Genomic DNA, 24,353 nt, shown 5'->3' with positions numbered 1-24,353 from the left:
TTGTTTAATACCTTTCTTATATAATTTTCATCTGAAGTTTCTAAATTTTCATTTATACCCAATTTGAAATACATTAAAAATATTTGTAAATTGTTGTCGTGTATACTATATTTGCGACAACAATAAAAAATTTATAAAGATGAAACAGTTAACATTTGCATCACTGCAAGTAAAAAATCTAGAAGCATCAAAAGACTTCTACACTCAAAAATTAGGTTTTGAAATTGGCGATACCAATCCGCAAGCTTGTATATTTAAGTATAATCAAGGAGAAGCAAGCTTTGCTATTCGCACACCGCTTGAACCAATTAAAGGAAAAGAATTAGGAATTGGTGTAGCACTCTGGTTTGCGGTTACCGAAAACGTAGACGAACTAAAAGAAAAATACATTGCAAATGGTATAACGACTGCAGGACCAATTATAGAAACACCATTTGGAAGAGCATTTCATGTAAAAGATCTGGATGGTTATAAACTCACATTTTTGGAAACAAAATAAAAGTTGAAATACAAGAAGTTTAATAATAAAAAGTAAAGCTATATATTTATCCAAGGCAAATGCATCAAAATTAATATGGAAAAGAAAATAGAATTTAAGTTTAAAAGTCCCAATGAAAGTCCTGGTTATTTGTTAGGACAAATGACATTATTGTGGCAGCGCAAACAAAAGAAAGTTTTGGATCCGTTAAATTTGACACAAACGCAATTTGTACTGCTGGCTGCCTTGGGCTGGCTTTCACGCGAAAATGAAAATGTTACCCAGATAGATATTGCCAATCAAGGAAATGCCGATAGAATGATGGTTTCTAAAGTACTTCGAACTTTGGAGGAAAAAGAATTTATAAGCAGACAAGAACATCCAACCGATACAAGAGCCAAAGTAATCAAACTAACACCAGCAGGATCTGAAGTTCTGCAGAAAGCATTAACCACAATTGAAAACGCCGATATAGATTTCTTTTCAGGTTTAGGAAACCACCTAAGCTCGTTTAATGAGAATATGGTGAATTTGATTGAACAGAATAAAGAAGAGTAAATATCCATACTTATGGCGTATCTTTGAGAAAGTTAAAAAATAAGCCATATGAAGAAAATAGGATTTTTATCATTTGGGCATTGGTCACATAATTCTTCTTACCAGACTCGTACAGCAGCAGATACATTGCTTCAATCTATTGATTTGGCTGTAGCAGCAGAAGAAATAGGTATCGACGGCGCTTATTATCGCGTGCATCATTTTGCACAACAGCTTGCGTCGCCTTTTCCTTTGCTGTCTGCCATTGGAGCCAAAACCAGTAAAATTGAGATTGGAACTGGTGTTATTGATATGAGGTATGAAAACCCATTGTACATGCTGGAAGATGCCGGTGCAGCCGATTTGATTTCAGGAGGACGTTTACAACTTGGAATAAGCAGAGGATCGCCGGAACAGGTTATCGATGGCTGGAGTTATTTTGGTTACGAACCCGAAAACGGTCAAACTGATGCCGATATGGGACGTCAAAAAGCATTAGCATTTTTAGAAGGATTGAAAGGTGAAGGATTCGCAGAACCAAATCCGTACCCAATGTTTCCAAATCCACCTGGATTACTGCGTATAGAGCCGCATTCTGAAGGATTAAGAGAAAGAATCTGGTGGGGAGCAGCATCTAATGCCACCGCCGTATGGGCAGCAGAAAATGGAATGCATCTTCAAAGTTCTACTCTTAAGTACGATGAGAACGGAAAACCTTTTCATGTACAACAAGCAGAACAAATCAGATTGTATAAGGAAGCATGGAAAAAAGCAGGACACGATCGTGAAGCTAGAGTTTCAGTAAGCCGTTCGATTTTTGCCATTACCAACGATGAAGATAAATACTATTTTGGAGGGCAGGGAAAAGGAGCTGATAGTTTTGGTTATATAGAACGTGATAAAAGAGCTGTTTTTGGTAAAACTTATGCCGCTGAACCTGATCAACTAATTAAAGAATTGGCAGAAGACGAAGCCATTCAAGAAGCCGATACTTTATTATTGACGATTCCTAATACGTTAGGTGTTGACTATAATGTACATGTATTGTCATCTATTTTAGAATATATTGCCCCTGAATTAGACTGGCGATAAATTTTATGAAAAAATAAAAGCCCTCTTTTTAAATAAGAGGGCTTTTATATACTTTTACATTCTTATGTATGAAATTTTCCAAAAGTATCTAGAAGAAAAAGCCGAGCTGACACAAGCAGAATCAGAACGTATACAATCATTTGCCATTATTAAAAAGCTCCGAAAAAGACAATATTTATTGCAGGAAGGCGATATTTGGAAATATGATGCTTTTATCACTCAAGGCTGCCTCAGAACTTATACAGTTGATGAAAAAGGAGGAGAGCATGTAAATAACTTTAGTATCGAAAATTGGTGGACAGGTGATCGTGAAAGTTTAATGATGCAGCAGCCGTCACGTTTTAATATTGATGCTATTGAAGATACAGAACTGGTACTTTTTACTCATGAAAATTTTGAATTGCTTTGCAAAGAGATTCCAGCTTTTAATAATATAGTCAATGCTATTCTGCAAAGGAGTTTTATAGCAGCGCAAAACAGAATTCAAGCCACATTGACTTTAACTGCTGAAGAAAAATACTTAAACTTTATCAATAAATATCCAGGATTTGCATCTAGGATTCCGCAAACTATGATCGCTTCATATTTAGGCATGACACCAGAAACACTGAGCCGTATTCGGAAACAAACCGCAAAGAAATAATATATAGGAGCTTTAAAAGCTCCTTTTTTTATGCCTTTTCCAAACTCTTGATCTATATCAAGTTTTTACTTATTTCTAATCAATGTACAGGTTTTGCATTCGTCGCAACTTTGTAATGTTCAAAAGAAACAAACATTATAAACATTTAAATATTAGAAATCATGTCAAAAACAATTTTCATTACAGGAACAAGTACAGGCTTTGGAAAATTAACAGCTGTAACATTAGCAAACGCAGGTCATTCAGTAATTGCAGGAATGCGCAATACAAATGATAAAAATGCCGCTGCTGCGAAAGAATTAGAAGCAATCGAAAATATTGAAGTAGTAGATATTGATGTTACTGATGATGCATCAGTTACTAAAGCAATAGAAAAAGTAGTAATTAAATACGGAAAAATTGATGTTTTAATCAATAACGCAGCCGTGAGCGGTTTTGGTCTTTTAGAAGGTTATTCGATTGATCAAGTTCGTAAAATGTTCGATGTAAACGTTTATAGCGTACTTCGTATGTATCAGGCGGTTCTTCCTTCTATGAGAAAAGAAAGAAACGGACTCGTGATTAACATTACAACTGGGGCAAGCGGACATACACTTCCTTTTATGGTTCCGTACATCGCATCAAAATTGGTTGTTGAAAGTTTTACAGAAGGATTACAAGATGAATTGGCAGATTACGGAATTGAAAACGTAAGCATTCAGCCGGGAGTTTATCCAACAGAAATGAATAACGGTTCTAAAGCTGGAATTCACGCCGACAAAACCGAAATTATAGAAGAATATGGAGAAGGAGCAACCGAAAAATTCAATGCATTAGGCACAGCCTTATTTGGTAAAATGGCGCAGTTCGAGATGAATCCGCAAACCATTGCTGATGGTATTTTAGAATTGGTAAGCATGAAAAAAGGGGAGAGACCACTTCGTTTTCCACTTGATGCCATTGCACAAGGAACCGATAAAGAATTTATAGAGGCCCGTGCTGCTATTAAAGCAAAATGGGTAGCTGCTTACACTAACTAAATATCAAAATACAATATCAATATCAATATCAATATCAATATCAATATCAATAAGAATATCAATAACAATAATAAATATAGTCATGAAAATAAATCATAAAAAATCAAATAAAAAAGTACAAACTTCAGCAGCAGCAATGCTTAATTTATTAATACTATTTTCTGCTTCGGATAAAACAGTGGCACAAACTAATGCGCGAATTATCGGAATTGATCATGTTGGAATCAATGTTCCTGATCTCAATAAAGCTGTTACATTCTTTAATGATGTACTTGGATTTACGCCTGTAACGCAATTAGGACCAATTCCGCTTGACGCTGACTGGAAAAAATTAAATCATATTAATCCTGAAACAGGAGCAGTTACCATAAAAATGATCAATGCCGGAAACGGAGCAAGCATTGAAGTATTTGAATATGCAGATAATAAAGGAAGCAACAAGCATCCAAATACAGATGATATTGGAGCATCACACATTGCTTTTTATGTAAATGATATCAATGCATCGGTACAATATTTAAAAAGTAAAGGCGTGAAAATTTTAGGAGAACCTTTTACAATGCCATCTGGCGATACTGCGGGAGAAACTTGGGTGTATTTTGAAACACCTTGGGGTTCTAAAATGGAGTTGGTTTCCTATCCAAATGGAAAAGGATATGAAAAATCACATCCTAAAACGGTATTATGGTCACCAAAAAATTCGCCTGCAAAAAAAATTTCTGAAACTGATTTCGATTCTAAAAACAATACTGTAATTGTAGAAAATCATTTGAAAATTTGGAATGAAAAAGACGAAGCCAAACGCAAAGTTTTATTGAATCAAGTTTATGCTTCAAATGTAGAAATGGTGGATCGTCATTTTATTGCTGAAGGAATTGACGAGATCATTAAATTTATTGTAGAGCTTCAAACCAAAAATCCTGAGTTTAAATTTACCGCAAAATCTGTTGAAACCAATCATAATATAGTTCGATTGTACTGGCAATTTGGTTCGAAAATGAAACCAACTGTTGTAAGCGGAATGGATTTGTTTGTAATTGAAAACGGAAAAGTACAAAAGCTATATGTTTTTGTTGATCAAAAAGAATAATTTTTTAATTCACTTAAGAGTTTTAAAAAGCCAGAAATATTTTTTCTGACTTTTTAAATTTTGTGAATCATTTTATACAGAAATTAAAAAAATCAATTATTCCTAATCTTCTCTCTAAATTCTAAAGGCGCCATTTGGGTTCTTTTTTTAAATAATGTACTAAATGACTGCGGATGTTCAAAACCAAGATCATAAGCAATTTCACTCACAGATAATTCTGTAGCAGATAGTTTTTCTTTGGCTTTATTAATTAGCTTTTCATAAATATGTTCTTTTGTATTTCTTCCGGTGTGTATCTTTAGGAAATCGCTGAGGTAATTTGGAGAAAGATTCATAGCATCTGCAATCATGGCTACGCTTAAAAGACCTTTCTCTGCAGCTCTATCACTATAGTAATCATTAATAAACTTTTCGAACTTAGCAAGAAGTGCATGACTGTTGTTTTTTCGCGTTATGAATTGTCTTTCATAAAATCGGCTTGAATAGTGTAAAAGCAGATCAATCTGCGAAAGGATAATATCCTGAGTATGATGATCAATATGCTGACATTCTTTGTCAATTCGATCGAGTATTTCAATAAGGTATTTTTCTTCTTGTTCTGAAAGATGTAATGCTTCATTTACAGCGTAAGAGAAAAATCCAAAATCGAATATTTTCTGTGCCAATGGATGTTTCAAAATAAAATCTTCATGGAATATCAGCAAATAACCCGCTCCGCATTCCATATTATGTAAGTCCAAATACTGCACCTGATTAGGGGCAGTAAAACTTAAAACGCCTTTATCATAATCGTAATGTCCTTGACCGTATCTAATTTTTCCTTTAGCGTCTCTTTTTAGAGCAACACAGTAAAATTTATTGACAAATCCTTTCCAGATTTCATCTTCCAGAAAAATACTTTTAGATAAATTGATCACGCTTACCATAGGATGTTTGGGTTCTGGAAGAGAAAGCAGTCGGTGAAAAGCAGATACGGATGCAATTGTGTTCATAATTAGCTTTTTTAAGTTTAATCTAAAAGTCCCATACTGAATTCATCATAAGGAGCTCCAGTATCTGTTCCTAAAGGTACAATACTTTCCAGTTTTAAAAGATCAGATTGACTCAATTCTATATTTGCGGAAGCAATATTTTGTTCCAAATATTTTCTGCGCTTAGTTCCCGGAATAGGTACAATTCCTTTGCTGATGATCCATGCCAAAGCCAGCTGGGATGAGGTTACATTTTTTTCTTCAGCCATTTTTTCAACTTCTTTTACCAGTTCGATGTTTTTATGAAAATAGTTTTCCTGAAAACGAGGAATAGCTCTGCGGAAATCATTTTCGGGAAGATCATCAATAGAACGAATTTGTCCTGATAAAAAACCACGTCCTAAAGGCGAATACGCAACAAAACCGATTCCTAATTCCTCCAATGTTTTTAGTACACCTCTTTCTTCTGCAGTTCTTTCAAATAAAGAATATTCACTTTGAACAGCAGTTATAGGATGAACATTATGGGCTTTTTGTATAGTTTCAGAGGACACTTCCGAAAGTCCAATGTATTTCACTTTTCCTTCTTTAACAAGCTCTCTCATTGCACTTACCGTTTCTTCAATTGGTGTATTTTTGTCCAAACGATGCATATAATACAGATCAATACAATCTGTATTTAAATTTTTAAGTGAACGTTCAACCGCTTTTTTGATATAATTTCGACTTCCATTGATGGCCCAGGTTACCTTTCCATTGTCATCAATTTCCCATCCGAATTTTGCAGCTAAAATATATTTATCACGTTCTTTTCCAATAGCTTTTGCTATTAATTGCTCATTCTTTAAAGGCCCGTACAAATCTGCCGTATCTAGAAAATTTCCTCCAAGTTCTAGCGAACGATGAATCGTATAAATCGCTTCTTTTTCGTCAGCTGGACCGTACATATTTCCTTCTTCAAATCCGGTCATTCCCATGCATCCCAAGCCAATTTGCGGAATGATTAATCCTTGATTTCCTAATTTAATCTGTTTCATCTTTTAGAGTTTTATTTGAATACAAATTTCTAAAGAAGGTCATGATTTCAGGTTTGCAGTTTACGGAAGTTTGTATGCAGATTACAGGTCTTAATAAAACATACATACAAAATATTCATATTACCGATTTTGGCTTTTCTGTGCTAAAAGAATCTAGTTTTAAGATTTCCTAATACTATAATGCCTATTCAAATTTTAAAAACTTGAATAGGCATCAGTATTTTGCTTCTTTTATGTCGATTATTTGTTAGGCGCCACATCTCCACGGCGTATGGGCACATGGATAGCTTTGTATTGTGAAGCAAATTTTCCTTTTTCGGAAGCTTCTTTGGCGGTAAAAAAGTTTTCTAAAGCGATAGCAACCTGAAAAGAGAAATCAGTTGAATATACATTTGGATTCATAGAAGTGCCACAGTCTATGTTTTGAAACCATTTCATCCACTCATCGCTGCCACCACCCACAGGAGGAGTTTTACCACCGTCTGGAGCTGCATTTGGCGGAACTAATGAAGTTACTGCCGGATACTGAGCTGCATTATGACATGACATACATGATACAGTGTTCAAATCTGCAGGTCCGTCTAATCGGCCATTCCATCCAAGGTGCTGAGGTGGAAGATTTGGACTTTCGAAAATCACGGTTTCTTTAAGGTCTTTATTTACTTCTGTCTTGATTGGCGGATATGGAGATGTTTTGTTTATTCTATTTTCCGGATCATTACCCCATGTAAGTCCAACAGGTACCAGATTCATTAATTTGTTTTTATTGTTCAATTTACCATTGTAACAAAACGTTCCAAATACCCATCCGGTTCCCTCTGGATTGCTTGCGCTTCTATCTGCTCTTGGGTCTCGTATCGAAATATCCATTTGTAAAAGATGGACATCAGCTACAGCTCTTTTGTCTGATTTCCAGAAATTTTCAGTGATATAGGCTTTCCACGTTAATGGATTTACCAGATAATCTACGAAATCAGTTCCTTTTGGTGCGTCAGTAAAAAGTAGTTTTACAAACACAGTTCCTGTTGGAAATCCGCCATCATCGTATCGTTTATCCAATACTTTAATATTCGGATTTTGTGGATCTTTCCACATTTTGCCCATAGCATAACCAGCTTTGTCATTGATTAAAGTAATGGCATAAACGGAATAATCGCCCTCAACACCTTTAAGTCCCGGCCCTAGTTGATAAGGTCCTAGAGGAGCTTCTTTAATAAGACCATGAAAACCTTCCGTACCTCCGTTTGGCGGATAAGCATTTGGTCCTTCAACACTTGGGTGCAGCCACGGAATATGATACCAGTCGCGAACTTTATTTTTGTATGGATTCCACTCTTCTGTGTTTCCTTCAAAACCATAATCGCGAACAGCTTCTATATATTTTAAAGGTTCTTTTTTGAAATCAATATCAAGAAATTTGGGCATTTCTTTAGGCATTTCGGTTGGGAAATCTGTTTTGAGACGAAATATCGGCTGATCCGAATATTTTTCTCGGTATTCCTGCGGACTTACCATATAACCGAAATCGGGAAAGCCGTTTTCTTCATAATTTTGTTGTTCTAATACAGCTAAGGCTTTGCTCTTTTTTGCTGTAGGTTGTTCTTCAGTTTTTTGATTGCAGGAAGCAAACAGGGTGGAAATTGCTATTATCAGCAATGGTTTAAATTGTTTCATAACATCTAGAAATTTGTTTTTGGTTTAATTATTCTACTAGGTTTTTTTCAGTTATTTCACAGGCTCTGCGTACTTCTTGTACGGTAGCTGGGGCGTCTAAGCGAAAAAGAGGGGAAAGGTTTCGCTCTTTTCTCGAAGCACGGATGGCATCTTTTATGGCAAAGAAGACACTGTTCGCCAGAACTAGAGGAGGTTCGCCAACTTCTTTTGCAGAAAATATTTGGTTCGGATCTTCAGGAATGCTTTTTACCGAATCTTCATCTCTAGGGAAAAGAAACGTATTCATTTCCAGTGGAATAGTGGTTACGGCAGGAATTTTGTAGCGCCAGGTATTGGTTGAATTTAAGCGTCCTATATTTGGTCCCTCCGTTTCTGATACTAGTTTTTCAGTTAAAAGATAGCCGATACCTTGAACAAAAGCACCTTCAATTTGCCCGATGTCTATAGCAGGATTCATACTCCATCCCATATCATAAATAATGTCAGAGCTGATGATTTTTACTTCTCCAGTAAGAATATCCACTTCAGTAACAGAGCACGCTACCGAATAGGTAAAACCGACAAATGAATCAACCCCGCCGCCCAGATGTGCATTTTTAGTACGTTCTATACCGGGAATATTAGGCTGGTCTGCTTCTGTTTTAAATGTCATAGCGGGAATTTGTACTTCACCGCCTTTTATTTTCGTATTAAAAGAAGCAATCAGATTAACACGCTGGGATGCTGCTAAATTGACAAGCTGCTGCCAGATCATGATTTCATTTCCGCTGCTGTTCTTAACTCTTTTAGCCCAGCCTTTATTTTCGCCTGCACCGTAGTTCCAAAAATCTATGTTTTTATTTTTACACCATTCTTCTCCGTTTTCCTTCAGCATTTGGTAACCAAATTCCATAAGTCTTGCTCGCATGTCTTCGCAGGTTTGTTTTACGGCTTCACAAGAATATGGAGTTCCGGTAGAACCTCCTGTACTGGTAGGGTTTGGGGTTACGCTTGTATTGACATTATCAATAAAAATCATTTCCATTGGAATTCCTAAAACATAGGCAGCGACTTGTTGTGCCTGAGTTACTAAACCCTGCCCAATTTCAACGCCTCCTTGATGGATTATTACCGTTCCGTCACTTGAGTTTACCACCACAATAGCGGCTGATTGTTCTAACGCAAGTAAGTTGTATCCTGAACCATATTTTACAGGAATCATAGAAATTCCTCTTTTAACCCATTTGTTGTCTTTGTTGAAATTTTGAACTTCTTCGTATTTGGATTCAAAATTTGAAACTTTCTTTGCGTAAGCCCATACTTGTTTCATATAGCAATAAGTAAGCGCCTGCCCAAACGGAGTCACATCACCACGGTCGTAAAGATTTTTTTCACGTAAATCTTCTGGTCTCATATCGATGGAAACTGCTGCATCGTCTATTGCATTTTCAACAATATTCTTTCCTTGTACATCTCCAAAAGCACGCATTGCAGTGCTGGGAGCAGTATTGGTACGGCAGACATCGATTTGGCTTTCAAAATTTTGAATCTTATAAGCATTATCGGTACGAAGCTGTACACAGTTAGAAACAATGAATGAACAGTCATAAAAGGCACCGCCATCGCCCCACATTTTTAGTTGAAAACCGTGAAGTATTCCCTTGTTTTCTGGTTTATATTGTCCTGTATCAACAGCAATTTCATATTCACCATAATAAGCATGACGTTTTCCTATCATGGCGGTATCTTCATCACGCGGAATTACTAATCGAACAGGAGTTTTGGTCGCTTTTGCCGCTACTGCAGTTGGTCCGGCAACAAAACGGGTTTGTTCGGTTTTTCCTCCAAATCCGCCCCCAACAGGTGGAACCTTTACTTCAATTTGATGATGGTACATTCCTAATGATAAGGCAACTGTATCGTGCATAGCTGCAGGACTTTGAACTGAGGGCTGCACTTTCATGCGTCCTTCATCAATTGGAGTTACAATACAGGCTTGTGGTTCCATATAAAAATGTGCTTGCCCGCCACAAAGCTGTGAAGCAGTAACAACTGTGCAAGGAATATTGTCTACATTTTCTTTTCGAGCCGTTATTTCTTCTTCTCGGATGAGCGTTTTAGGCGCCGTTGGCTGATGTTTTTTCACCCAGTCAAATTGACTTCCGGGGCGGGTTATTTTCCAAATATGAGAGGCAAAAGAAGCGGAGACAGGTGCATCTGGAAAAATACTTCCTTTTTTAATAGCATCTAATAAATCTATAATAGGTTCGCTCCATTCTCCCGTCCACGGATTTCCTGGTTTGGTGTATTGTACGCATTTTTCAGAAACATATGCCGCAATTTTGATGGCTTCCTGTTCATTTGAAGCCAATATCATGGCAATAGATTGGCCTACATAACTTACTAATTGTTCTGCAAAAAGAGGCTGGTCATTTCCCATTCCTTGGTAATTACGACCTCCGTTTTTAATATTTTCGTAAGTGATGATATCTGTAAAAGCGGGAAATTTATCTTTTAAATGTGCTCGTAATTCTGCAATTGTCGCATTCTTTTCATAGACAGCAAACGAATAATTCATAAGCGCTCTCTGACTTTGCACAAATGCTCCATTTAAAGTAAGCGGCGGCACTGGAAGTTCGTGCGTGTAATGAGTTTGTCCTGATGTTTGGTACATCGCTGTGACTTTGATATAAGGCTGTGCAACAGGCGCTTTATAATCTTGGGGTTTGTAATTTTGGATCCCATCACTCACGGGCCAATTTCCCCATTTATTATCTGCAATTGAAAGAAGGTTTTTAGGAATTGAAATCCCTTTAACTGTTAGAGCATTTACAACTGATTTGTAAAAAAATGAAACGGCTAATTGTGTGCGGTATTCTAAAGTAAAACCTTCATTTGGAACTTCTTTCATGCGTTCTTCCTGTGCAATAAGTTCATTATAGACTTCTTTTGACAGAATTTTTAAGAGCGTATCGATATTTTTTAATGTTACCTTTTCATTTTTCATTGCTTTTTCAGTCTCTGCTGCTCTCCACGGATACGGAGCAATACCACCAAATGTAATTATTGCCGATTTTACGATGGATTCATCGTTTATATTAAAATTAGTAGTAGCATTTACAATACTGTGAGCGTTCACTTCACGAAGTGCGACTTTTTGTGCAAACACAATATCATTGCTGTCTCGTAAAGAAACTTCATACGATTTTAGAACAATATTATCGGCCAGTTTCGGATCAATTTTGACTGCTTCAACAAGTTCTTGGGCTGTTTGTATGTATTCTTTGAATTGGCCATTTTTTTCTAATAAGAGATAAGTAATTTTTGCTTCTACCGCAAATAAAACCGTAAAAAGATCAGATGGAAAAGGTTCTCCCGTATGTATGGGAATGTGTTTTAATACCAACATCGTATTACCTCCAATTGTGGCGGCATTACGAACGATACGGCCGGCAGTTCTGCGTGCCATATAATCTAATGCTTCTAAAGTAGTAATATCAGATTTTGATGTTTTTTTAGCGTTGTGTTTGGCCTTGTCAATACCTTCAGAAAGTAATTTTATTAAATCAGTATAGGTGCAGCTGGCTGAAAATTCAAGATGTCCATTTGTTATTTCGTTCTTGATATTGAGTTCTTTAATAAATCGAATGTCAACATAAAATGTGGTGTCCAAATATTCATTTTTGTAAATTCCGTAAGAAGTGTTAGCATGAACCAGACGGATATTTTCGTTATTTTTTAGAATTTCAGCTAATTCCGATAATGTAACAGGAGTTGCCCATCGATTAGTCGAAACTCCAGAAGCTGGCTGTTGTGCTTCAATAGGAAAGGGAATTTCTAGATTGCCAGGAAGCTGAGCTTTACTGACAGGATCTAACTTACAGTCCATTTTCTTTATTTCATCAGTTTTACTCCAGTCAGAAGCAAAAGTTTTCATTCCCGTAAGTATGGAGCGATAACCAGTACAACGACATAAATTTCCATCAAATGCCTGTTCTATTTCTTTTTTAGTTGCTTTTGGGTTATTGTGTATAAATTCAGACATGTTCATTACAAATCCTACACTGCAGTAACCGCACTGGCTTCCATTGTTTAATGCCAATTGATAGGCCACGGGATTTATACCTGAATGTGTTTCTTCGGATGGAAATTCAGCGATTTCTTCTATGATTTTTACTTCAGCAACAGAAGTTCCGCTTTGAGTACTTTTGGCAATAGCTTCTTGAACAGCAATACGTTTGTTTTCGGCTTCTTTTTTGGCTTCATCGAGTACTGGAGAGTCGTCTTCGTCAAACGTAACATTAGTACGTGTCGAACTGGATTTTTGCACTAAATGTTTAGGATCGGGTTTACGAGCGGCACCAGTTCCTTCGATAGTAGTTACTGAAAGTCCGCCTATTGCACAAACGGGTCTAAGACAAGAGTTTATCGCTAAATGATTGGCTTTTTGTTCTTTATCATCCCATTCAGATAAAATAACCGTACAACCGCCGCAGCCTCCTTGTCCACAGGGTTTTTTGGGTCCGCAAAGACCAACATTTGGAGATCTTAAATAATCAATTAATAGCAAATCTGGTGAAGGATTTTCTATGGTGGTAGGTTTTCCATTTAGAAAAAAATGTACAGTATTTTTCATAGCAATAGATTTGGTTTTTATTCTTTTGTTTTTTGAAAGTGTAATAGAATTGAAAAACTTGTAATACTGAAATAGCTATTTATGGGCTTATAGTTTAATTATTTATATCACTGTTTTTTTGATTGAGATTTTAAATAATTAATTGGTAAGGGGATATAGAAACTAAGATGTAATTAATCTGTTTTTTATTCAGAAGTATTATATCTAAACTTATTTAATACCGTTGCTTTATTGAACCAGCATTGCTGGATTCCGTAAATATTTGATTGTTAAATAATAACAAATATAATATGGTGTTTTAAATGGAAACCAAGTACTAATACCTGTTTTAAGAATAACTCTAATAAAAAATATGTTTCTGAACATAAGGGAAGTAATTAGAAATTACATTTGTTCAAACTCAAATAAAAACTATATATACATCACATAAACTATCTTTTTTTCTATAATTTCCTCGTGATATTTTCTTTAATTAAGCGTTTTAATTTTTAAGAATTAGGCTGCTTATTAAATAAACACTACCTTTCCATTGAATTTAATAAATAGCAGTACGGTGGAGTCATTAGATATTACAGATTATAAGTATACATTTTTAAAAACGGGTGGTGATTTAGGTAGACTTATTAATGATTTCAAATGGCACAATACAACTCTTGGATCTATTGAATTTTGGAGCGAAAATCTTTGTTCTTCGCTAAGTATTCTGCTAGGTTCTTCTGTTCCTTCATTTTTGGTATGGAGCGATGAACATTATTTTTTTTACAATGATTCCTTTCGTCCTTTCTTAAAAAATTTCGTTGTTGATTCTGATATTTTAGGCAGCCCTGTAAATGAGGTGCTGCACTCAGAATGGAAAACGGCTGCTTCTACATTGAATACTATGGCAGCTAGTAAAATAGCGAAATATGAAGACAATATTACCACATCGCTCACTCAAAATGCTATTGTAAAAGATGTCTATTTAACTCTTAGTTACAGGGCTGTATTTGATAAAAAAGGAGCCACAAAAGGTTTTTTTGTAACCTGTATCGAAAGTTCTGCAGCTATACCGGCACTTATACAATCCAGCAGCGCTAGATCACAGCTAAACAGCGTATTAATGCAGTCTAATGCTGGAATCGCACAGGCGAATATAGAAGGCCGTATTATTGAAGTTAATGAACGTTACTGCCAGATGCTTGGTTATAGCCGTGAAGAGATTCTAAAAATGAATTTAGGAGAACTTACACATCCTGATGATTTAGAACAAAATAAGATTTTACTGCAAGACTGTATTGTGAATGGGAATGATTTTTTGATGACAAAACGGTATGTGTGTAAAAACGGAAATGAAATCTGGGTTAATAATAGTGTTTCTCTCGTTATTGATTCTGAAAATAGAAAATATTTAACGGCAATTGCTATTGATATTACAGAGCAGAAAGAAAAAGAAAAAAAACTGATTGCCAGCGAAAATCGCTTTAAAAGCCTCGTGGGCAAAGCACCTGTTGGGACTGCTTTATTTCGAGGCAGAGAATTTTATCTAGATCTTGCCAATGATGTAATGCTTGGTTACTGGAAAAAAGACAATGCTATAATTGGAAAGAAAATAACAGACGTTCTGTCTGATATTACCAATAATGAGTTTTTTGAACGTTTAACACAGGTATATGTCTCGGGTTCAGTTTACAAAGCTTCTGGTGCTTTAATTGTAAATAAAAAAACAGGCGAAAAGAATTATTTTGATTATTCCCTAACACCGCTTTTTGATGAAAATAATGCTGTTTATGCCATTCTTCATATTTGTTCAGATGTTACCATAAGTGTTAAAGCGCAAAATCAGATTGCAGAAAATCATAATCAGCTCGCCTCTATATTTGAGCAGTCTCCCGTTGGTATTGCTACTTTAACTGTTACTGAAGAACTTGTTTTTCAAAGTGCAAATGCTTTTTATTGTGAGCTTGTAGGACGCGAAAAGAAAGAAATAATAGGAAAACCACTGCTCGAAGCCCTTCCTGAAATAAAAGGACAGGGATTTGATGGGCTTTTAAGAGAGGTTATAAATTCTGGTAAAGCTTATGTAGCCAATGAAGTCGAAGTCGAACTCTTCCGAAATGGAAAACTTGAATATGTTTATGTAGACTTAACCTATCAGCTGCATCATAATCTAGAAGGCCAGCCTAATATTGTTTTGGTAATTGCAACAGATGTAACCAATCAAGTGCTAAGCCGTCGAAAAGTAGAGGAAAGTGAAGCGAAGATGCAGAGCATTATTGCAGCAGCTCCAGCAGGTATTGGGTTGTTTGTAGGACGTGATTTGATCATTGAAAATCCAAATCAGACTTTTATTGACATTGTGGGTAAAGGACCAAACATTGTGGGACTTCCATTAAGAGAAGCAATGCCGGAACTGATTACAGAAGGGCAGGCTTATTTGAAAATTTTAGATGATATTTTTGAAACAGGAATTCCATTTATTTCTCCAGCATCATTAGTAAAAATAAATCAGAATGGGGTTTTAAATAATAATTACTATAATATCTCGTATACGCCGATTTATAATAATGAAGGGGAAATTTATGCCATATTGGACATCGCAATTGATGTAACAGCTCAAGTAAAAGCACAGCAAGAAAAAGAAGAAAGTGAGGCTCATCTTGAATTATTACGAGATACAGTTCCAGCCATGATATTCTATTTAGATAAAGAAATGCGTTACTGTTCTTATAATTCTGTTTTTATGGACTGGTTTTCAGTTGGTAAACAAGAAGCAATTGGTAAAACAGTACGAGAATTCATTGGAGAAGCAGCGTATGCTAAAACTCTTCCGCATTTGACTATAGCCTATGGCGGGGAGCAGGAACGATACGAAATGTTTGCACCTTCGAGAATGGGCGTTGATCGCTGGCTCAGCATAGTGTATACTCCTCACAAAAATGCACAGGGAGAAGTAATTGGACTCATTGTTCATGCAACAGATATTACACAAAGTAAACAAACAGAAATTGCGCTTAGAGAAAGTGAATCAAAACTTTTAACGGTTATCGAAGCTGCCCCAGTGTCCATTTGTCTTTTTGTGGGAGAAGATCTGCGTATCGAAAATCCGAATCATCCTTTTATTGCAAATGTCAATAAAGGGAACTCTATACAAGGAATGTCAATTCGAGATGTATTTACAGACGCTCATTCAAAGGAATTAATTAATGATGTAGAAAGAGTATATCGAACTGGAGAAAACTTTAATGCAGACGGAATTCCTGGTATTCATTTTAAAGATAACCAGCCTACATATTATAATTTAAGTCTCACACCGTTATTGGATGATGCTGATAATGTGTATGCTGTTCTTTATGTAAGTTCTGATGTTACCAAAGAAATTACATCAATTAAAAAAATTGAACAAGCAGAAGAAGCCCTGCGTGCAGCAGTAGAAATTGCCGAAATGGGTACTTGGTCTATTGATGTTGCTACAGGTGTAACCACTGTTTCATCACGTCATGCTGAAATATTTGGATTTAAAAACACTACCATGCCAGTTGAAGAGGCAAGATCGGTAATTAAAGAATCTGATCTTGAAAGAGTTGCTCAGGCTTTGGCTGCTGCTAAGAACAAAGAAACAGGAGGAAAATACGAATCAGAATATAAAATTATTAATGGAATTACCGGACAGGAACGTATTATACATTCTGTGGGGCAGACGTATTTCAATGAAGAAGGTAAACCACTCGTCATTAGCGGCACTGCTAAAGATATTACGCTTCAAAGAGAAATGCAGTTAGCATTAGAAAATGAAGTGAAGTTAAGAACCAGCGAACTGGCAAGTGTACTCTATAAACTAAAAGAAACAAATAAAGAACTAGAACAGTCTAATTACGCACTGAAACACTCAAACGAAGAACTTGCTCAATTTGCCTATGTAGCAAGTCATGATTTGCAGGAACCATTGCGTAAAATCAGGTTTTTTGCCGATATGCTGGAAAATGGAAGCTCATCACTCAATTCTGTAGAAATAATTAAAAAGATAGGAACTTCTGCAGAACGTATGAGACAGCTTATAGGTGATTTGCTAACTTTTTCGCGTTTGATTCAGCCAGAAAAAATATATCAGCCAGTAGACTTAAATGCTGTAATTGGAAATATATGGATTGACTTTGAACTTATGATTAAGGAGAAAAATGCGTCAATTAAAATTAAGGAATTGCCAGTTGTACAAGCTTCTGGTTTACAAATGAATCAATTGTTTTACAACTTGGTTAGTAATTCTCTTAAGTTTACAAATCCAGAAGTTACTCCAGAAATTACAATTAGTTCATCAATAGTAACTCCCGAATTTGTTTCTGATTTTACTAACAGTCCGCTCCAACCGTTTAATTTTCATCATATAATTTTTAAAGATAATGGAATTGGTTTCGAGAAAAGTTTTGAAAATCAAATTTTTGAAATTTTTAAACGACTCCATCCGCAAAATATTTATCCAGGATCTGGAATTGGTCTGGCATTATGCCGAAGAATTGTTATGAATCATCAAGGAGTTTTACATGCAGAATCAGAACCAGATAAAGGCAGTTCGTTTCATGTTTTTCTGCCAGTTATGATCTAAATTTATTTTTCACTATGCTGCATGATTTCAATTGTTTTCTTTAGGTGTAATGCATTAAAAGCGGCATATCCTTTTTCATCATTATCGAAAAATATAAAAACATCTTTGGTTTCTAACCATTTTATACATTGATCTGCCCATTCTTTTAAAGTTTCATCAGAATAACTTCCTTGATATTTAACAGCAGTAGGACCATGCAGGCGGACATAAACAAAATCAGCGGTAACTTTTATAGGTGAAATGTGACCGGCTAATTCATAAATACAAAATGCACAATTGTATTTTTCTAAAAGCTGATACACTTCGGGCAGATACCAGCTCGAATTGCGAAATTCAAATACATATCGGTTTTTGGGAGAAAGAGCCATTAAAAAATCTTCGAGAAGTCTTAAATCGACTTTTAGAGATGGAGGAAGCTGAAATAAAACAGCACCTAGTTTTTTCTCTAAAAATTTAACTTTCTCCATGAAAATCAGCATACTATCTTCTGGATCATGAAGTTTTTTCATATGTGTAATAAAACGGTTTGCTTTTATCACGTACACAAAATCTTCAGGTACTTGACTTTCCCAATTTTGAAATGTTGCATCTGATGGCATTCCGTAAAAAGTATTATTAATTTCTACAGAATTGAAGTTATCGATGTAATAAGAAAATTGATCTTTTACTTTTACGTTTTCAGGATAAAATGTATTACGCCAATGTTTGTAAGCCCATCCAGAAGTTCCTATATGTATAGAGTGATTTTTCATGATATTCAAATTATATCCTGAAATTAAAAAATATCAAGTCGAAAATTTTACAAATCAATTTGATATCATTATAGGATTGTCACTAGTTAAAATAATTTAAAAACCCGTTTGAAGATTCTTCAAACGGGTTCTTTTTATCTGTTTCGATTAGGATCTGTACCAGATTCGTCGTTTTCATTAAAATCTTTCCGATTCAGATCTTCATCGGTGTTGTAACTTTCCTCTTCATCGAGTTCATCATTATCATCATCATCAAATTCTTCATCGAATGCGTCACCTCCCGGATTTTCATTATCGATTGTAGGATTGTTGATTTCATTTTGATCAAAGTCATTGCCGTAATCAGGCTCTGCATTATCACTTATGGAATGATCTGAAGGCGGTGCATCGATGTCAATATCATCATATTGGTGATCGTCTTCATATCGTGTTTCGTCATCTTGAAAATATTGGTCTTCCGGACTGTAATTTTCTCTGTTATCTAAATTCATATCTTTATTTTTTAGTTGTTCCTTTTTTGGAATCAGAAGTTTTTGTGGTACTTTTTTTAGTGCTTTTTTTATCAGTTTCTTTAGTACTTTCAGAACCTTTTGCAGCATTTGAAGTTTTCATAATAATAGTTTTTAAGTTGTTATGGGGTAAAAGTAAGTCGCTCTTCTATTTAAAATTTATACTACATACTTACTGTAATTACATAATTTACAGCTTGTTGTTTTATAGTATTTCCTTTTTTCCTGTTTCTACCCAATTTAAAGCTTGTTGAAATGCGTCTTTTTTAAAACCCTTAAACTCGCCTGGAACGAAATAACTGAAACTATTAGTAAATGAAATTGCTTTTTCAGAATCAGTTACGATCGCAGCACGATTCCATTTTCCAAGATTTTTTAAACCTAGCAAAGCATCTTCCATCCAGGCTGCAGCAGTAAAATTTTTAATTTCGGTATCGATTAAAAACAGAAAATTTATTTCATTGATCTTTTCTACAAGTTTTGTTACCTCAGGTACGAGAACATTTTTATAATCATCGGCTGTTACTTCTCCAACAGCTCTAAAAGCGGCAGTATTTGCCGGAGCATCAATTATCTGTATCATAAGTATTCATTTTTCTATTCTTAATAAAGTTAGAGAGACTTCTACAAAAGATTTTATAAATCAATAATCCTTTTTTATAGAATATCTATCTCATAAACAAATGATTATGAGTGATTATTTTGTAAATATCAATTCCAATTTTGTAAGAATGAATGAAATTAGGAATCTAAATTTGGAACAGTTTAATTATTTAAAAAAAATACTATTATGAAAACTACAGAAACTAAAAAAACAAGTACAAAAAAGGCTCCTGCAAAACAAGCTTCTTCAAAACAAACTTCTGCCAAACAAACTTCTGCCAAACAAACACAAAAGGGACAAACCGTAAAAGCTAAATCCGATGCCGCAGAAGGTTTAAGAGAATTATTTATAGATTCTTTAAAAGATATTTACTGGGCTGAAAAAGCATTAACGAAAGCACTTCCAAAAATGGCTAAAAATGCAACTTCAGAAAATTTAATCACTGCTATTAACGAGCACTTAACAGTTACTGAAGGTCAAGTAGAAAGACTAGAGCAAGTTTTTGAAATTTTAGGAGAAAAAGCAGTGGCAAAAAAATGCGATGCTATGGAAGGTCTTATAAAAGAAGGCGAAAGTATTATGGAAGAAACACAGCAAGGACCAGTACGTGATGCAGGAATTATTAGTGCTTCGCAAAAAATTGAACATTATGAAATTGCTTCTTACGGAACACTTGCCGCATTTGCTTTAACTTTAGAGGAAGAAGAAGCTGCAGCTTTATTACAGCAAACTTTAGAAGAAGAAAAAGAAGCTGATACTATTTTAACGGAAGCGGCTTACAACACTATCAATTTTGATGCATCTGAAGAAGATCAGCAAGATGAAGAATAATTTGTTAGCTTTCTTTAAAGTAAAAAACCTGTAATCATTCATTTTGATTACAGGTTTTTTATTTAAGTCAATATATCAAATACTTTAAATTATTTGGCAAAGAATTTAATAATAGATTTCATTTGATTTACTGTCGTGTCCCAAGAAGTAGTATCTAATACTTTTCTATAATCTGATTCAAGATTTTTTAAATCTTTATTAGCTAAATCCTGAATTGCTGTTGCAAATTCGTCTGCTGTTTCAATTAAGTTGATACAATTATTACAATTACGTGCAATATCAACGATTTTTGTAGAAATGATGGGTTTTCTTGCGGCCATATATTCTAAAGTTTTGGCAGGATTGATGTATTTTGTTGTATCATTTAGTACAAAAGGCATCATTGCAATATCAAAAGCTTTTAAATAATGAGGGAGCTCGTCATAACATTTGGCACCTAAGTAATAAATGTTTGAAGCTTGCGGCAAAGTCGATTCTTCAATTTTTCGTACAGGACCAATCATAACAAACGAAACATCAGGAAGTTTCTGAGCAGTCTGTTTTAAAAGATTCAAATCGATTCTGTCATCAATGGTTCCATAAAATCCTGCAATAGTAGAAGGGATGTCACCAATATCAGCAGGAATAGAAATGTTCTGCAGTGCTTTTGAAAAATGACGTTCGTCTACAGAGCTTGGAAAATAATGTACATTATTATGAATTTGTTTTTTCAATTCATATAATGATTCGCCGTTAGTAAATACAATATCGGCATTTGCCATTAAATATTTTTCCTGATCAATTAACTGTTTGTCTGCATTTTTTACTGTAGAAAGTTCGTTCATACAATCGTATACAATTGTATCAAATTGGAATGATTCTAATAACGGACAAAAAGCTGGATCATAAAACCATCCCATTGGAATATGTGTGTTTTTAATGTATAAAGGCAGAATTTCTGCTATAGATTCTATGCTGCCAACATTCGGTTTCAGCACATGAAGTCTTTCTTTTATAACCGTTAAATTCCCCGCTTTTTTAATTTTGCTATTATATGAAGGTTCTTCAATGTAAAGAATTTTCATAGTTTCGGCCATACGATTTACAATGTGCTGTGGACGTTGATAAACGCATTGCCATTCGATATTACTGAAAACAATCATGTCATATTGCTGCGCTTGATCTCCTAATAAAGCCGTTTCTACATGAGGATTTATTTTTACTGTTAAATTGCTGTCCATAATTCGATTTAATATGTTAGTTAGTGAATTGTAATGAATATAAATAAAAGGCAAATGTAGTTTTGATTTCAGCTGGATTCTTACAAATTAAATCGTTATAGTTCTATAATTTTCATTTTTAAAATATTGATTTGAAGGTACAAACAGTTGTAAAAATTATAACGTTGAACCAAAATAGTGTAACTATTACTAGTTTAATAGTAGGAATTTTGACTAGTTAATTTTTAAATCAAATCACAATGAATACTAATGTTTATAATCGTAATCAGGAACCTGTTTTGATATCTATTTTAGGAAATCAAATGTATTTTTCTGAAAATGATGAAAGAGAAAAAGGTGAGACAGAAAGACATCCGGCTCAAAAGCCCAATACAGGAGATTGGGGAGACGAAAGCGATTTTGAGGAAACAGATCGCGAAGAAAATCTGGGCAATGACAATAGCGGAGGTGCAGGAAGCACAGGAAGTGAATCAACTAACAGTTAAAAATAAAAAGAGCGGTAATTTTTACCGCTTTTTTTATTTACTATTAGGCATGAACCAAAACCGAATCCATAAATTTTCCTGTTATTATAGTTCCTTCATCGTCTTCCCATTGGGTAATAATATTTTCTATAAGTTCAGGTTCAAAACCAATTACTTTCATAACCGGTCCGCCAAATTCCTGTTTCACATTCTGACCTTTTTTAAATTTCGTTTCCATAATTGTTTTGATTTATACTACAAATTTCTAAAAAAGACATTTCATGTGTCTTATATTTTTCAGATCAGAATTTATAGATTTTAAATTGAAATAGGTCTCAAGAGTGATTAATTGTGCATATCGTGCTTCTTAAGACCCTTTTGGTTCCATTTGAATTTATGGCAATCCTATAATTATGAGATCCTTATAGTATAAAAAACTATTCATTTTCTTTCTAAAATTTGCAACGAAACATAGGTTAAGTGTTTCATAAACAAATTGTTAATTAAAATTAATTGTTATGAAAAATTTATTTTTAATGGGATGTATGTTTTTGTGCTTCAGTTATATGTCGGCACAGGAGACAAATCCGCAGAAGAAAAAGTCTTCTACTAAAACGGATACTGTTCATCATAAACAGAACAAACAATATCCATCAACACGGAAGACTGATACAATCAATAAACAACGTACAGATAAAAAGAAAGGAACTCAAAAGCCAGTCGACAAGACTACAGTTCCACAACGAAAAGACACTATTAATGGCACACGACCATAAATATGTGGTATTTTTTCAATTTACTGTTATGATGAAGACCTATCGACAGATAGGTCTTTGTTTTTAGTTTTGGATTTAAATTACAAAACAAGTTCTATATTCTGTAAGAATTATGGTTAATGATGTAATCATAACTTTTTTGTTTATAGTTACTTAGTATAAATTAATTTTAAAGAGTATTATTATGAAAGCAGCTGTTATTCATGGACCCGGCTCAATTAAATACGACACAGTCGATGATCCAATTTTAAAAGAAAAAGATGATATAGTTTTGAGAGTAACTTCTACAGCCATCTGTGGCTCTGATTTACATATTTATTCAGGAGGACTTCCACAGCCACGGCCAATGGTTTTAGGCCACGAATTTATGGGAATCGTGGAAGAAACAGGTCCGTCAGTTACACACTTAAAGCGTGGTGATCGAGTTGTAGTTCCGTTTCCAATTGCGTGCGGAAATTGTTTTTTCTGCAATCATGATTCACCAGGAAACTGCGAACACAGTAATCCAGAACATTATGGTCCAGAAGGAGGTATTGTAACTCAAAAAGGAGGAGCATTATTTGGTTATACAGATTTATACGGCGGTTACGATGGCGGTCAGGCACAATACGTTAGAGTTCCTTATGCCAATTATGGGCCGCGAGTAGTGCCGGAAGATTTATCAGATGAACAGGTGCTTTTCCTGACTGATATTTTCCCAACAGGATACACTGGTGTTGACTGGGGAGAAATAAAAGGCGGTGAAACAGTTGCTATTTTTGGGTCAGGCCCTGTTGGTATTATGGCTGCTAAAAGTGCTTGGCTTAGAGGCGCTGGATTAGTGATTATTGTAGATACATTGCAATACCGTCTGGATAAAGCAAAAGCAACTACAGATGCCATTACTTTGCTTTGGGAAGACGGACCAAAAGATGTCATTGAGCAAATTCGAGCTATGACCAACGGACGTGGAGCTGATGTCTGCATTGATGCCGTTGGTTTCGAACCAGACCGCAATATAACCGATCGAATTAAAGCTACCATTAATTTTGAAAAAGGTTCTATAAAAGTATTAGAAGCGTGTATGAGCGCTGTAAGACGTAACGGAATTGTGTCAGTATTAGGTGTTTATCCTGTTAATTATGATAATTTCCCTCTAGGACAGTTTTTTGACAAAGGAATCATTTTAAAAGGAGGTCAGGCGCCTGCACACAAACACATAGACAAACTTTTGGATTATGTTATTCAAGGAAAAGTAAAATTGGATGATATAATTACCCACAGACTTCCATTATCTGAAATTTCGCATGCCTATGATATTTTCAAGAAAAGGGAAGACGGCTGTGTTAAAGTGGTTTTAGATCCTTGGAAATAATTTAAAAAAAGGTGAAGTTATATTTTTAACTCCACCTTTTTTTAGCCTATAATAAAAAACGCCTTCCCATTACTAGGAAGGCGTTTTTCTGCAAAAAAATAAATACAA

Annotated in this window: 20 protein-coding genes; 11 read left to right on the top strand and 9 right to left on the bottom strand. The window is 35.0% G+C overall.

What is annotated here, in order from left to right; genetic code table 11:
- Nucleotides 1–139 precede the first annotated feature (139 nt).
- The 6 genes from J0383_RS00260 to J0383_RS00235 all read left to right on the top strand — a co-directional run bounded on the left by J0383_RS00260 (nt 140) and on the right by J0383_RS00235 (nt 4,859).
- Complete coding sequence (locus J0383_RS00260; RefSeq protein WP_207296458.1) at nt 140–499, top strand: VOC family protein; 360 nt, start codon at nt 140–142, stop codon at nt 497–499.
- 75 nt (nt 500–574) lie between these two features.
- Complete coding sequence (locus J0383_RS00255; protein WP_207296457.1) at nt 575–1,036, top strand: MarR family winged helix-turn-helix transcriptional regulator; 462 nt, start codon at nt 575–577, stop codon at nt 1,034–1,036.
- A 48-nt stretch (nt 1,037–1,084) separates the two neighbouring features.
- The gene (locus tag J0383_RS00250) at nt 1,085–2,107 is read left to right on the top strand and encodes an LLM class flavin-dependent oxidoreductase (protein WP_207296456.1); all 1,023 of its coding nucleotides are present in this window, start codon (nt 1,085–1,087) and stop codon (nt 2,105–2,107) included.
- A 64-nt stretch (nt 2,108–2,171) separates the two neighbouring features.
- The gene (locus J0383_RS00245; protein WP_207296455.1) at nt 2,172–2,750 is read left to right on the top strand and encodes a Crp/Fnr family transcriptional regulator; all 579 of its coding nucleotides are present in this window, start codon (nt 2,172–2,174) and stop codon (nt 2,748–2,750) included.
- A 161-nt stretch (nt 2,751–2,911) separates the two neighbouring features.
- Nucleotides 2,912–3,769 carry an SDR family oxidoreductase gene (locus tag J0383_RS00240; protein ID WP_207296454.1) on the top strand — a complete coding sequence of 286 codons (858 nt, stop codon included), beginning with the start codon at nt 2,912–2,914 and terminating at the stop codon, nt 3,767–3,769.
- A gap of 82 nt (nt 3,770–3,851) precedes the next feature.
- A complete protein-coding gene (locus J0383_RS00235) occupies nt 3,852–4,859 on the top strand; it encodes a VOC family protein (protein ID WP_207296453.1) in 1,008 nt (335 codons plus the stop codon).
- A 92-nt stretch (nt 4,860–4,951) separates the two neighbouring features.
- On the opposite strand, the gene J0383_RS00230 is transcribed toward J0383_RS00235, so the two are convergent.
- The 4 genes from J0383_RS00230 to J0383_RS00215 form a co-directional block, all read right to left on the bottom strand.
- Nucleotides 4,952–5,851 carry a helix-turn-helix domain-containing protein gene (locus J0383_RS00230; protein WP_207296452.1) on the bottom strand — a complete coding sequence of 300 codons (900 nt, stop codon included), beginning with the start codon at nt 5,849–5,851 and terminating at the stop codon, nt 4,952–4,954.
- Between the two features lie 17 nt (nt 5,852–5,868).
- Nucleotides 5,869–6,867 (bottom strand): aldo/keto reductase, encoded by a 999-nt coding sequence (locus J0383_RS00225; RefSeq protein ID WP_207296451.1) that lies wholly within the window; start codon nt 6,865–6,867, stop codon nt 5,869–5,871.
- A gap of 240 nt (nt 6,868–7,107) precedes the next feature.
- Nucleotides 7,108–8,541, bottom strand: coding sequence for a hypothetical protein (locus J0383_RS00220; protein WP_207296450.1), 1,434 nt, complete (start codon nt 8,539–8,541; stop codon nt 7,108–7,110).
- 28 nt (nt 8,542–8,569) lie between these two features.
- Nucleotides 8,570–13,156, bottom strand: coding sequence for a molybdopterin cofactor-binding domain-containing protein (locus J0383_RS00215; protein ID WP_207296449.1), 4,587 nt, complete (start codon nt 13,154–13,156; stop codon nt 8,570–8,572).
- A gap of 529 nt (nt 13,157–13,685) precedes the next feature.
- Between J0383_RS00215 and J0383_RS00210 the strand changes: the two genes are divergently transcribed.
- On the top strand, nt 13,686–17,735 hold the full coding sequence (locus J0383_RS00210; RefSeq protein ID WP_207296448.1) for a PAS domain S-box protein: 4,050 nt from the start codon (nt 13,686–13,688) through the stop codon (nt 17,733–17,735).
- Nucleotides 17,736–17,737: 2 nt separating this feature from the next.
- Here the strand turns inward: J0383_RS00210 and J0383_RS00205 are convergent, their stop codons facing one another.
- The 3 genes from J0383_RS00205 to J0383_RS00195 form a co-directional block, all read right to left on the bottom strand.
- Entirely contained in the window at nt 17,738–18,487 is a 750-nt protein-coding gene (locus J0383_RS00205) for a DUF72 domain-containing protein (protein WP_207296447.1), read from the bottom strand.
- A 134-nt stretch (nt 18,488–18,621) separates the two neighbouring features.
- Nucleotides 18,622–18,978, bottom strand: a complete 357-nt coding sequence (locus tag J0383_RS00200) for a hypothetical protein (protein ID WP_207296446.1) — start codon at nt 18,976–18,978, stop codon at nt 18,622–18,624.
- Nucleotides 18,979–19,201: 223 nt separating this feature from the next.
- Entirely contained in the window at nt 19,202–19,579 is a 378-nt protein-coding gene (locus J0383_RS00195; protein WP_207296445.1) for a SpoIIAA family protein, read from the bottom strand.
- 207 nt (nt 19,580–19,786) lie between these two features.
- On the opposite strand from J0383_RS00195, the gene J0383_RS00190 reads away from it, so the two are divergent.
- Entirely contained in the window at nt 19,787–20,431 is a 645-nt protein-coding gene (locus J0383_RS00190) for a YciE/YciF ferroxidase family protein (RefSeq protein WP_207296444.1), read from the top strand.
- An 89-nt stretch (nt 20,432–20,520) separates the two neighbouring features.
- Here the strand turns inward: J0383_RS00190 and J0383_RS00185 are convergent, their stop codons facing one another.
- Nucleotides 20,521–21,651 carry a glycosyltransferase gene (locus tag J0383_RS00185; protein WP_207296443.1) on the bottom strand — a complete coding sequence of 377 codons (1,131 nt, stop codon included), beginning with the start codon at nt 21,649–21,651 and terminating at the stop codon, nt 20,521–20,523.
- A gap of 239 nt (nt 21,652–21,890) precedes the next feature.
- On the opposite strand from J0383_RS00185, the gene J0383_RS00180 reads away from it, so the two are divergent.
- A complete protein-coding gene (locus tag J0383_RS00180; RefSeq protein WP_207296442.1) occupies nt 21,891–22,136 on the top strand; it encodes a hypothetical protein in 246 nt (81 codons plus the stop codon).
- 43 nt (nt 22,137–22,179) lie between these two features.
- On the opposite strand, the gene J0383_RS00175 is transcribed toward J0383_RS00180, so the two are convergent.
- A complete protein-coding gene (locus J0383_RS00175; RefSeq protein WP_207296441.1) occupies nt 22,180–22,353 on the bottom strand; it encodes a hypothetical protein in 174 nt (57 codons plus the stop codon).
- Between the two features lie 280 nt (nt 22,354–22,633).
- Here J0383_RS00175 and J0383_RS00170 point away from each other — a divergent pair, with 280 nt between their 5' ends.
- Nucleotides 22,634–22,891: a hypothetical protein gene (locus J0383_RS00170; protein WP_207296440.1), complete on the top strand. Its 258-nt coding sequence runs from the start codon at nt 22,634–22,636 to the stop codon at nt 22,889–22,891.
- Between the two features lie 184 nt (nt 22,892–23,075).
- Nucleotides 23,076–24,245, top strand: a complete 1,170-nt coding sequence (locus tag J0383_RS00165; RefSeq protein WP_207296439.1) for a zinc-dependent alcohol dehydrogenase — start codon at nt 23,076–23,078, stop codon at nt 24,243–24,245.
- Nucleotides 24,246–24,353: the final 108 nt, after the last annotated feature.

It is taken from the genome of Flavobacterium endoglycinae (assembly GCF_017352115.1).
Taxonomy (GTDB): Bacteria; Bacteroidota; Bacteroidia; order Flavobacteriales; family Flavobacteriaceae; genus Flavobacterium; species Flavobacterium endoglycinae.
This window is presented reverse-complemented; position numbering and strand designations above follow the sequence as displayed.

Coding starts and splice junctions, on each gene's coding strand:
- J0383_RS00260 (WP_207296458.1), top strand. CDS start 140: ATGAAACAGTTAACATTTGCATCACTGCAAGTAAAAAATCTAGAAGCA.
- J0383_RS00255 (WP_207296457.1), top strand. CDS start 575: ATGGAAAAGAAAATAGAATTTAAGTTTAAAAGTCCCAATGAAAGTCCT.
- J0383_RS00250 (WP_207296456.1), top strand. CDS start 1,085: ATGAAGAAAATAGGATTTTTATCATTTGGGCATTGGTCACATAATTCT.
- J0383_RS00245 (WP_207296455.1), top strand. CDS start 2,172: ATGTATGAAATTTTCCAAAAGTATCTAGAAGAAAAAGCCGAGCTGACA.
- J0383_RS00240 (WP_207296454.1), top strand. CDS start 2,912: ATGTCAAAAACAATTTTCATTACAGGAACAAGTACAGGCTTTGGAAAA.
- J0383_RS00235 (WP_207296453.1), top strand. CDS start 3,852: ATGAAAATAAATCATAAAAAATCAAATAAAAAAGTACAAACTTCAGCA.
- J0383_RS00230 (WP_207296452.1), bottom strand. CDS start 5,851: ATGAACACAATTGCATCCGTATCTGCTTTTCACCGACTGCTTTCTCTT.
- J0383_RS00225 (WP_207296451.1), bottom strand. CDS start 6,867: ATGAAACAGATTAAATTAGGAAATCAAGGATTAATCATTCCGCAAATT.
- J0383_RS00220 (WP_207296450.1), bottom strand. CDS start 8,541: ATGAAACAATTTAAACCATTGCTGATAATAGCAATTTCCACCCTGTTT.
- J0383_RS00215 (WP_207296449.1), bottom strand. CDS start 13,156: ATGAAAAATACTGTACATTTTTTTCTAAATGGAAAACCTACCACCATA.
- J0383_RS00205 (WP_207296447.1), bottom strand. CDS start 18,487: ATGAAAAATCACTCTATACATATAGGAACTTCTGGATGGGCTTACAAA.
- J0383_RS00200 (WP_207296446.1), bottom strand. CDS start 18,978: ATGAATTTAGATAACAGAGAAAATTACAGTCCGGAAGACCAATATTTT.
- J0383_RS00195 (WP_207296445.1), bottom strand. CDS start 19,579: ATGATACAGATAATTGATGCTCCGGCAAATACTGCCGCTTTTAGAGCT.
- J0383_RS00190 (WP_207296444.1), top strand. CDS start 19,787: ATGAAAACTACAGAAACTAAAAAAACAAGTACAAAAAAGGCTCCTGCA.
- J0383_RS00185 (WP_207296443.1), bottom strand. CDS start 21,651: ATGGACAGCAATTTAACAGTAAAAATAAATCCTCATGTAGAAACGGCT.
- J0383_RS00180 (WP_207296442.1), top strand. CDS start 21,891: ATGAATACTAATGTTTATAATCGTAATCAGGAACCTGTTTTGATATCT.
- J0383_RS00175 (WP_207296441.1), bottom strand. CDS start 22,353: ATGGAAACGAAATTTAAAAAAGGTCAGAATGTGAAACAGGAATTTGGC.
- J0383_RS00170 (WP_207296440.1), top strand. CDS start 22,634: ATGAAAAATTTATTTTTAATGGGATGTATGTTTTTGTGCTTCAGTTAT.
- J0383_RS00165 (WP_207296439.1), top strand. CDS start 23,076: ATGAAAGCAGCTGTTATTCATGGACCCGGCTCAATTAAATACGACACA.